The sequence below is a fragment of the Accumulibacter sp. genome (genome assembly GCF_029255285.1).
Taxonomy (GTDB): domain Bacteria; phylum Pseudomonadota; class Gammaproteobacteria; order Burkholderiales; family Rhodocyclaceae; genus Accumulibacter.
In genome coordinates this window covers 138,053-145,028 of sequence record NZ_JAPUVI010000093.1, presented here as the reverse complement: position 1 = coordinate 145,028, position 6,976 = coordinate 138,053, and the positions used below count along the sequence as shown (strand labels likewise).

The following is a 6,976-nucleotide window of genomic DNA, read 5'->3' as shown; positions in this document are numbered from 1 at the left end:
TAGCCGTCTCAATGCAGCCCAACAGTGACGCAATCGCAAAGGTTCCTGAGCTTGTTCGCAAGCTCTACGAGCTCGTGGCTGAATTCGAGAGTCTCTTCCCTGGAAGGGCTTTTACCCCCGACGGGCATCTTGTTGGGAGCATTGGCGAAATGGTCGCGGCGCACAACTACGGCCTAACACTACTCGGCGTGTCATCTGAAGGCCACGACGCCACGGCACCCAACGGCTGGTTAGTTCAGATTAAAGCCACACAAAGCAAATCCGTCGCACTGCGGTCAGAACCTCAGCATTTGGTTGTCTTGCTGCTTCGACGGTCCGGCGAGGCAGACGAGATCTACAACGGTCCAGGCGCTCTTGTTTGGGGGCTCTGTGGCGCCATGCAGAAGAACGGTCAGCGCCCCATTACCCTCACGAAACTGCGTGGCCTAATGCAAGAGGTTCCAGAGGCCGCGCGCTTGCCAAGAGCATGACGGCTAACATGACAGTCAACCGGACACCCAAATGCTGCATTTGGGTCCCCTCCGCTGGCGCTCCGGCGCCGGTTACTTTTACGTTGGGGTTCTAGGTATGACTGAATCCTCACCGTCGTTTGTCTGCCCACACTGCGGCGAGTCGCATGACGGCCTTCCTACCGACTACGGATACTCGCTTCCAGATGACGTCTGGGCGATCCCCGAAGAAGAACGTGCGTCGAAGGCTAAATGGACCACGGATCTTTGCCAGTTCGGAGAGCGCTATTTCATTCGCTGCCTCTTGCCTTTGCAGTTCACAGACCGTGACGGCTATTTCGGCTGGGGCCTTTGGGCAGAAGTCGAGTAGCCGGTATTTGAGCGTTACCTCGAAATCTACGAGCACGACGCCACCACTGAACCCGCCGTCTCTGCGAAGCTCGCAAATCAGCCGCCAGGATATGAACGAGTTCTTGGCTGCCCTGTGTCCATAAAGTTCGGCACTTCCACTGAGCGCCCAAGAATTGAATGCTCCCCCGGTCACTTAGGCGGCTTGGCGTCAGAGCAAGTGCGCGGCATTTCATCGGCCCGCTATCATCAGATTCTGGAGAACATCGGTGCAATCTAGCCCCAATCGGGTAAGGGCCGGCGTCTAACCGGCCCTCCCCACACCACCCGGCATGCGGGTCCGCACTTTGGATAATCAGGCGTTCGAGAGTGATTTCGGGAATCGAACTGGCGTTCGGCAGCGAACTCGCTTGGTGTGGTTTCGCAGTTGATCATGGCTTGGTTCATGGGCGATCCCCCGCCGACGCTTCGTTCAACTCGTAGTGGGTGCTGCGTCCGCCCGCGGCGGTCTTGCGCAGCACGCCCCGCGCGAGCAGTTCGTTGATGTCGCGCAGCGCTGTATCCGGCGAGCACTTGGCAATCGCCGCCCACTTGCTCGTGGTGAGTTTGCCTTCGAAGCCATCGAGCAATCGATTGACGAGTTTCACTTGGCGCTCGTTCATCGGGGTGCCGGCGAAGCGCTGCCAGAAACGCGCCTTGGCCAGAACGGCGTCGAGGGTGTGCTGCGCCTGATCGACGGCACGGTGCAAGGCGTTGTGGAACCAGGCGAGCCAATCGGTGACGTCAAGCGTGCCTTTCTGGGTGCGCTCCAGGATGTCGTAGTAGGCCTTGCGCTCACGCTGGATCTGGGCTGAGAGGCTGTAGAAGCGTTGCGGGCTGCCATCGGCACGGGCCAGCAGCAGATCGCCAACGGCGCGGGCGATTCGGCCATTGCCGTCGTCGAAGGGGTGCAGGGTCACGAACCACAGATGGGCGAGGCCGGCCTTGATGAGCGGCGGCTCGCCCGTATGGCCATTGACCCAGTCGAAAAATCGCTCCGTCTCGGTCTCCAGGCGCTCGGCGGGCGGCGCTTGGAAATGCACCCGCTGGCGGCCGGGAGGGCCGGACACAAGCTGCATAGGGCCGCCGGCATCGTTGCGCCAGGCGCCGACCCCGATTCTCGAAAGGCCGGAGTAACCGCTCGGAAAGAGCGCCGCGTGCCAGCCAAACAAGCGTTCCCGCGAAACCGGCGCGTCGCAGTTGGCCGTGGCGTCGAGTACCATCTCGACCACGCCTTCCGCATGCCGATCTACCGGGCCGAGGGCGCCGATGTCCACCCCCAGGCGGCGGGCAATGGACGAGCGCACGGACTCGACGTCGAGTTGTTCGCCCTCGATCTCGCTGGTCTTGACCACGTCTTCGGTGAGTGCCGACAGACTGGCCTGATCGCGCAGGGGCATGCCAACATCCGCCAAGCGCCCCAGCAGCAGGCCCTGGGCGCGGCTGACCTCGGCCAATGGGCCAGCAAGGGCCGCCAGGTCGTAGCGCCAGTCCGGCCACTCGTTGGTCTGCCAGATGTAGGTGTAATTGCCGCTTTTCATGCGGCGATTATGTCCGATATTCTCCGCGGGCGCAATCAATTCACCGCAGCTGGCCGAGGTCGCCGTTCAATGCGCCTGCCTTGGGGGCAACGGAAGTAGAATTGAGAGGCGGCCCCGTTTGCTTGGACAGCCAATGCTCTTCGATAAGTGGAGCGCTGCCAGTTCCGGTCGGCTGACCGGTGATGCGCTTGGTTTTGAAATCAGCAAGCTTGCCGCTTGCGCTGCCGAATTGCGCTGTCCAGTCTATTCAACAGGAGGTTCAGCAGGTGAAAGCGATTTTTCGACTGGCATTGCTTCTCACGTTCTGCGCAGCGATGAGCGCCTGCATGTGCCTATCGACCCAATGCAGAGGAAGGCCCTTCGCATTCGCCCCACAGAGCGGACAATACGCTGTCAACGCCTATTGCGAGCCCTGGCCGGAGAGCGGTGCTTCCTCTCCGCTGAGATCCGGGGTCAGCGGATCATGATCTGTCGAGGTCAACTCATGGAAACTTCGGAAAAAGCGACTCGCGGCTGGCGGCTTGTGGCGTCGTTCCTGCTCGTGCCGGCACTCGCCGCCTGTACGTCGCAGGACGTCTACCGCACGGGGCAATCCTGGCAAACCAACGAGTGCAACAAGATCTACGACACCCAGGAGCACAAGCGCTGCCTGGCCAGCGCGAGCATGTCCTATGAGGAATACCAACGCCAGCAGGCGGCGTTGCGGGCTGGGAAGTAGCGCCGGCCAGCGTCGATGAGCGCCCTGCCCCGGGCTCGCTGCCGGCAGCACGAAGCGCGCCGCGGCCGACCGCGTTTCAGCGAACCTTGATCTCGGTCCACATCCGCGATAGCAGGCGACGCGTTTTCGGGTCGAAGTCGCGCAGCATTTCGAGCCGGCGTAGTTCCTCGGGCGGCGGAAAGATGCCGCGATGCCCGGCGATTTCGGGCCGGATGTGCGGCATCGCGGCGGCATTCGGGTTGCCGGCGCCGATCAGGTTGGAGACGTCGGCCGCGTTGGCTCCGTCGAGCATGAAGTCGATGAAGCGATGAGCGAGGTCGGGGCGGCGGCCGCCCTGATGCAGGACGAAGCTGTCGACCGCCAGCACCGCACCCTCCTTCGGCGTGCGGAAATCGATCGCGAAAGGACGCCCGGCCTCCAGCGCGTCCTGTTGCGCGCGATACATGTCGCTCGAGTAGCCGTGTGCAACCCAGATGTTGCCGAGCGCCAGATCCTTGATATAGGTGCTGTTGGAGAAAGTCGCCCAGTAAGGCTTGGCGCGCAGGATCAGGCGCTTGGCCTCGTCCCAGCGCGCCGGGTCGGTTTCCTGAACCGAGTGGCCGAGATATTTCATGGCAGCAGCCATCAGTTCGCGCTGGCTGTTGAGCACCGTCACCCGGCCCTTGAGTTTCTCGAGGTGGCGCGGTTCGAAGATCAGTGCCCAGCTATCGGTCGGCAGGCCGAGTTGAGCCAGGCGGGTGGCGTTGTAGCCGAGCAGCGTGACCGTCGTCGCATAGGGCACGGTGTAGCGCAGGCCGGGGTCGTACCAGGGCTCGCGGAAGTCGGACTTGAGATTGGCGAGCTTCGGCAGCTTCGTCCTGTCGAGTGGGCGAAGCGCGTTCTTCCGCAGTAAGGTCTCGACCGCGTAGCCGGTGGGAACCAGCAGGTCGTAGCCGGTCGCACCGGCATCGAGCTTGGCCAGCATCTCCTCGTTGTCCGAGTAGTAGTCCTGATTGACCCGGCAGCGGCACTGGCTTTCGAAACGGCGGACGGTGTCTTCCGAGAGGTAGCTGTTCCAGATGTACAGATAGAGGACATCCTCGCCGTGCGCCGGCGCGGCCAGCGCCGCCAGCGCGGCCAGCCGCCGCGCCCATCGGCGAAGGCTTGGCCAGATCTTCACAGCCGGCCCTTCAGGGCATCCGGCGCCAGTTTCGCGGCCAGCGCGATGAGGGTCAGCGTGAGCGCCATCAGCAGCGTCGATACGGCATTGATTTCCGGCGTCACCGCCACTTTGATCAGCGAGTAGATCTGCAAGGGCAAGGTTGTGACGCCGACCCCGGCGACGAAGAAGGTGATCACGAAATCGTCGATCGAGAGCGTGAAGCTCATCAGGAAACCGGCCAGCACGGCCGGTCGGATGAGCGGCAGGGTGACGTGGCGGAAGGTCTGCCAGGAACTGGCGCCGAGATCGCGCGCCGCTTCGAAGATGCTCTCGTCGAGCATCGCCAGGCTGCTGCGGACGACGACGGCGACGAAGCCGATCGAGAAGGTGACGTGGGCGATGAGGATGGAAAGCAGGCCGAGCGTCAGATCGAGCACCTGACGAAAGAACAACAGGAGCGACACGCCGAGCAGCAGCTCGGGCATCGCCACCGGCCCCAGCACGAGCAGGGGCAGGCCGCCCAGCCAGGCCGACCGGCGGCGCGCCATGGCCAGTCCGGCCATCGTTCCGAGAACGGTCGACAAGCTGGCGGCGCTGAGCGCGATGAACAGCGAATTGGCGGCCGCATCGAGCATCTGCTGGTCGGCGAACAGCGTTGCGTACCAGCGCGTGGTGAATCCGACCCACTCGGCGCTGAGCATCGAGTCGTTGAAGGAGAACAGCACGACAATCGCCAGCGGCACATAGAGGAAGGCATAAACGGACAAGGCCGCGGCCCACAGGCCAGGCGCGCCGCGTTTCATGGCACGCTCCGGCGCGGCCGCGCGGACCACGCCGACAATCCGGCCAGCAGCAGGACGCCGACGGTCAGCAGGATGGACAGGCTCGCGCCGAGCGGCCAATCGCGGTTGTCGAGGAACTGCTCCTTGATCAGGTTGCCGATCAGCATGTCGCGCGTGCCGCCGAGCAACTCGGGGACGGCAAACATGCCGAGGACCGGGATGAAGACCAGCGCCGAGCCGGCCCACACGCCGGGCAGCGAAAGCGGTAACGTAATCCGCCGGAAGCGCGTCCATCGCCCGGCGCCGAGATCCTGCGCCGCTTCGAGCAGCGCCGGATCGTGCTTTTCGAGGTTGGCGTAGAGCGGCAGCACCATGAAGGGCAGATGGACATAGACCATGCCGGCGATCACCGCGCCTGGTGTGTAGAGCAGGCCGGCCGGACCGAGAAGGACGATCCAGGCGTAGATGCGGATCAGGAAGTTGCTCGCGAACGGCAGAATCACGAGCAACACCAGCAGATCGCGCCGACGTTTGGCACTCTGCGCGATCGCCAGGGCCAGCGGATAGGCGAGCATCAGGCAGATCAGTGTCGTCGCCGCGGCGACGATGAAGGAACGCAGGAATATCTCGGCATAAATCCGGTCGCCAAAGAAGAAGCGGTAACTCTCGAGCGACAGATTGAGCCGGCCGTCCTGCAGCAATGGCGCCAGGCCGCCGAATTCGCCCGGCTCCTGGAAGGAAGCGCCGACCATCAACAGCGCCGGCGCGAGAAAGAAGACGAGCAGGAAAACGGCCGGTGGGGCGCCGAGCAGCCAGCCGTTCGGCGATCCGCGCGACGCCGCGGCGCGCTGTCGGTGACGCGGCTCAATCATGCAGATAGACTCCGGCGTCGCGCCGCCACGCAATGCCGACCGGGTCGCCGCGCTCGAGGAAGCGGGTCGGTCCGGGCAGCGAGTTGGCGACCAGCGCCTCGACGATCACTCCGTTGTCGAGCGCGACCTTGTACACCGTGACATCGCCCAGGTAGAGGTAATCGCGGACCCGGCCCTGAAAATGGTTGCCCAGTTCCTGCGCCGGGACGCCAGCAACGATGCCGACCTGTTCGGGGCGTAAGGCGAGGACGCCGTGCTGTCCGGGTCGAGCGGTGGCCGCCGGCGGGCCGACGAGGTCGCCGAGTCCGCTGGCGAAAAGCCGCAGATGATCGGCCGCCGCTTCCCTGACCTCGACGGGCAACAGGTTGATCGTCCCGATGAAGTCGGCGACGAAGCGATTCTTCGGGTAGTTGTAAATCTCCGCCGGCGCGCCGATCTGCTCGATACGCCCCTGATTCATCACCGCAATCCGCTGCGACAGAGCGAGCGCCTCCTGCTGGGAGTGGGTGACGAATACGAAGGTGATGCCGATCTTGCGCTGCAAGGCAATCAGTTCGCCCTGGATCTGCTCGCGCAGTTTGGCGTCGAGCGCCGCCAGCGGTTCGTCGAGCAACAGCACCCGCGGCTGGTCGATCAGGCTGCGGGCCAGGGCGACACGCTGCTTCTGGCCGCCGGACAGTTCGTTCGGATAGCGCTCGGCCTTGTCTGTCAACGCGACCAGGGCGAGCGCTTCGGCGAGACGCCGCCGCCGCTCGTCGCGTCCGACGCCGGCCATCTCGAGGGGAAAAGCGACGTTCTGCGCCACGCTGAGGTGAGGAAACAGGGCGTAGCTCTGGAAAACGGTGTGCACCGGCCTTTTCTCGGGCGAAATGCCGGCCAGCAGTCGCCCGTCGAGCAGCAACTCGCCGTCATCGGGTTCGTCGAAGCCGGCGATCATGCGCAGCAGCGTGGTTTTGCCGCAACCCGAAGGTCCGACCAGGGTGAAGAACTCGCCGGCCTCGATCGACAGGGAGACGTCGTCGAGCGCCTTGAGGTCGCCGAAACGGCGACTGACCTTGCGAATCTCAAGTAGTGGCATGGTGACTT

At 63.8% G+C, this 6,976-nt stretch carries 7 protein-coding genes and 1 pseudogene; 3 read left to right on the top strand and 5 right to left on the bottom strand.

Annotated elements, in window-relative coordinates; translation table 11 throughout:
* Positions 1-11: 11 nt before the first annotated feature.
* Together Q1M07_RS13050 and Q1M07_RS13045 are read left to right on the top strand one after the other, a co-directional pair.
* A complete protein-coding gene (locus Q1M07_RS13050) occupies positions 12-470 on the top strand; it encodes a hypothetical protein (RefSeq protein WP_300454353.1) in 459 nt (152 codons plus the stop codon).
* Positions 471-501: 31 nt separating this feature from the next.
* A pseudogene (locus tag Q1M07_RS13045) lies at positions 502-1,077 on the top strand (DUF2199 domain-containing protein).
* A 163-nt stretch (positions 1,078-1,240) separates the two neighbouring features.
* Here the strand turns inward: Q1M07_RS13045 and Q1M07_RS13040 are convergent.
* Positions 1,241-2,377, bottom strand: a complete 1,137-nt coding sequence (locus Q1M07_RS13040) for a Fic family protein (protein WP_300454345.1) — start codon at positions 2,375-2,377, stop codon at positions 1,241-1,243.
* Between the two features lie 133 nt (positions 2,378-2,510).
* Here Q1M07_RS13040 and Q1M07_RS13035 point away from each other — a divergent pair, with 133 nt between their 5' ends.
* Positions 2,511-3,095 carry a hypothetical protein gene (locus Q1M07_RS13035; protein WP_300454344.1) on the top strand — a complete coding sequence of 195 codons (585 nt, stop codon included), beginning with the start codon at positions 2,511-2,513 and terminating at the stop codon, positions 3,093-3,095.
* A 76-nt stretch (positions 3,096-3,171) separates the two neighbouring features.
* On the opposite strand, the gene Q1M07_RS13030 is transcribed toward Q1M07_RS13035, so the two are convergent.
* From Q1M07_RS13030 to Q1M07_RS13015, 4 genes are read right to left on the bottom strand one after another with little or no spacing between them, the layout of a single operon-like run.
* Positions 3,172-4,254, bottom strand: a complete 1,083-nt coding sequence (locus tag Q1M07_RS13030; RefSeq protein ID WP_300454343.1) for a spermidine/putrescine ABC transporter substrate-binding protein — start codon at positions 4,252-4,254, stop codon at positions 3,172-3,174.
* Positions 4,251-5,039: an ABC transporter permease gene (locus tag Q1M07_RS13025; protein WP_300454342.1), complete on the bottom strand. Its 789-nt coding sequence runs from the start codon at positions 5,037-5,039 to the stop codon at positions 4,251-4,253. The genes Q1M07_RS13030 and Q1M07_RS13025 overlap by 4 nt, the downstream gene beginning before the upstream one ends.
* Positions 5,036-5,890 (bottom strand): ABC transporter permease, encoded by an 855-nt coding sequence (locus Q1M07_RS13020; protein WP_300454341.1) that lies wholly within the window; start codon positions 5,888-5,890, stop codon positions 5,036-5,038. The genes Q1M07_RS13025 and Q1M07_RS13020 overlap by 4 nt, the downstream gene beginning before the upstream one ends.
* Positions 5,883-6,968 (bottom strand): ABC transporter ATP-binding protein, encoded by a 1,086-nt coding sequence (locus Q1M07_RS13015; protein WP_300454340.1) that lies wholly within the window; start codon positions 6,966-6,968, stop codon positions 5,883-5,885. The genes Q1M07_RS13020 and Q1M07_RS13015 overlap by 8 nt, the downstream gene beginning before the upstream one ends.
* Between the last annotated feature and the right edge of the window lie 8 nt (positions 6,969-6,976).

Coding starts and splice junctions, on each gene's coding strand:
- Q1M07_RS13050 (WP_300454353.1), top strand. CDS start 12: ATGCAGCCCAACAGTGACGCAATCGCAAAGGTTCCTGAGCTTGTTCGC.
- Q1M07_RS13040 (WP_300454345.1), bottom strand. CDS start 2,377: ATGAAAAGCGGCAATTACACCTACATCTGGCAGACCAACGAGTGGCCG.
- Q1M07_RS13035 (WP_300454344.1), top strand. CDS start 2,511: ATGCTCTTCGATAAGTGGAGCGCTGCCAGTTCCGGTCGGCTGACCGGT.
- Q1M07_RS13025 (WP_300454342.1), bottom strand. CDS start 5,039: ATGAAACGCGGCGCGCCTGGCCTGTGGGCCGCGGCCTTGTCCGTTTAT.
- Q1M07_RS13020 (WP_300454341.1), bottom strand. CDS start 5,890: ATGATTGAGCCGCGTCACCGACAGCGCGCCGCGGCGTCGCGCGGATCG.
- Q1M07_RS13015 (WP_300454340.1), bottom strand. CDS start 6,968: ATGCCACTACTTGAGATTCGCAAGGTCAGTCGCCGTTTCGGCGACCTC.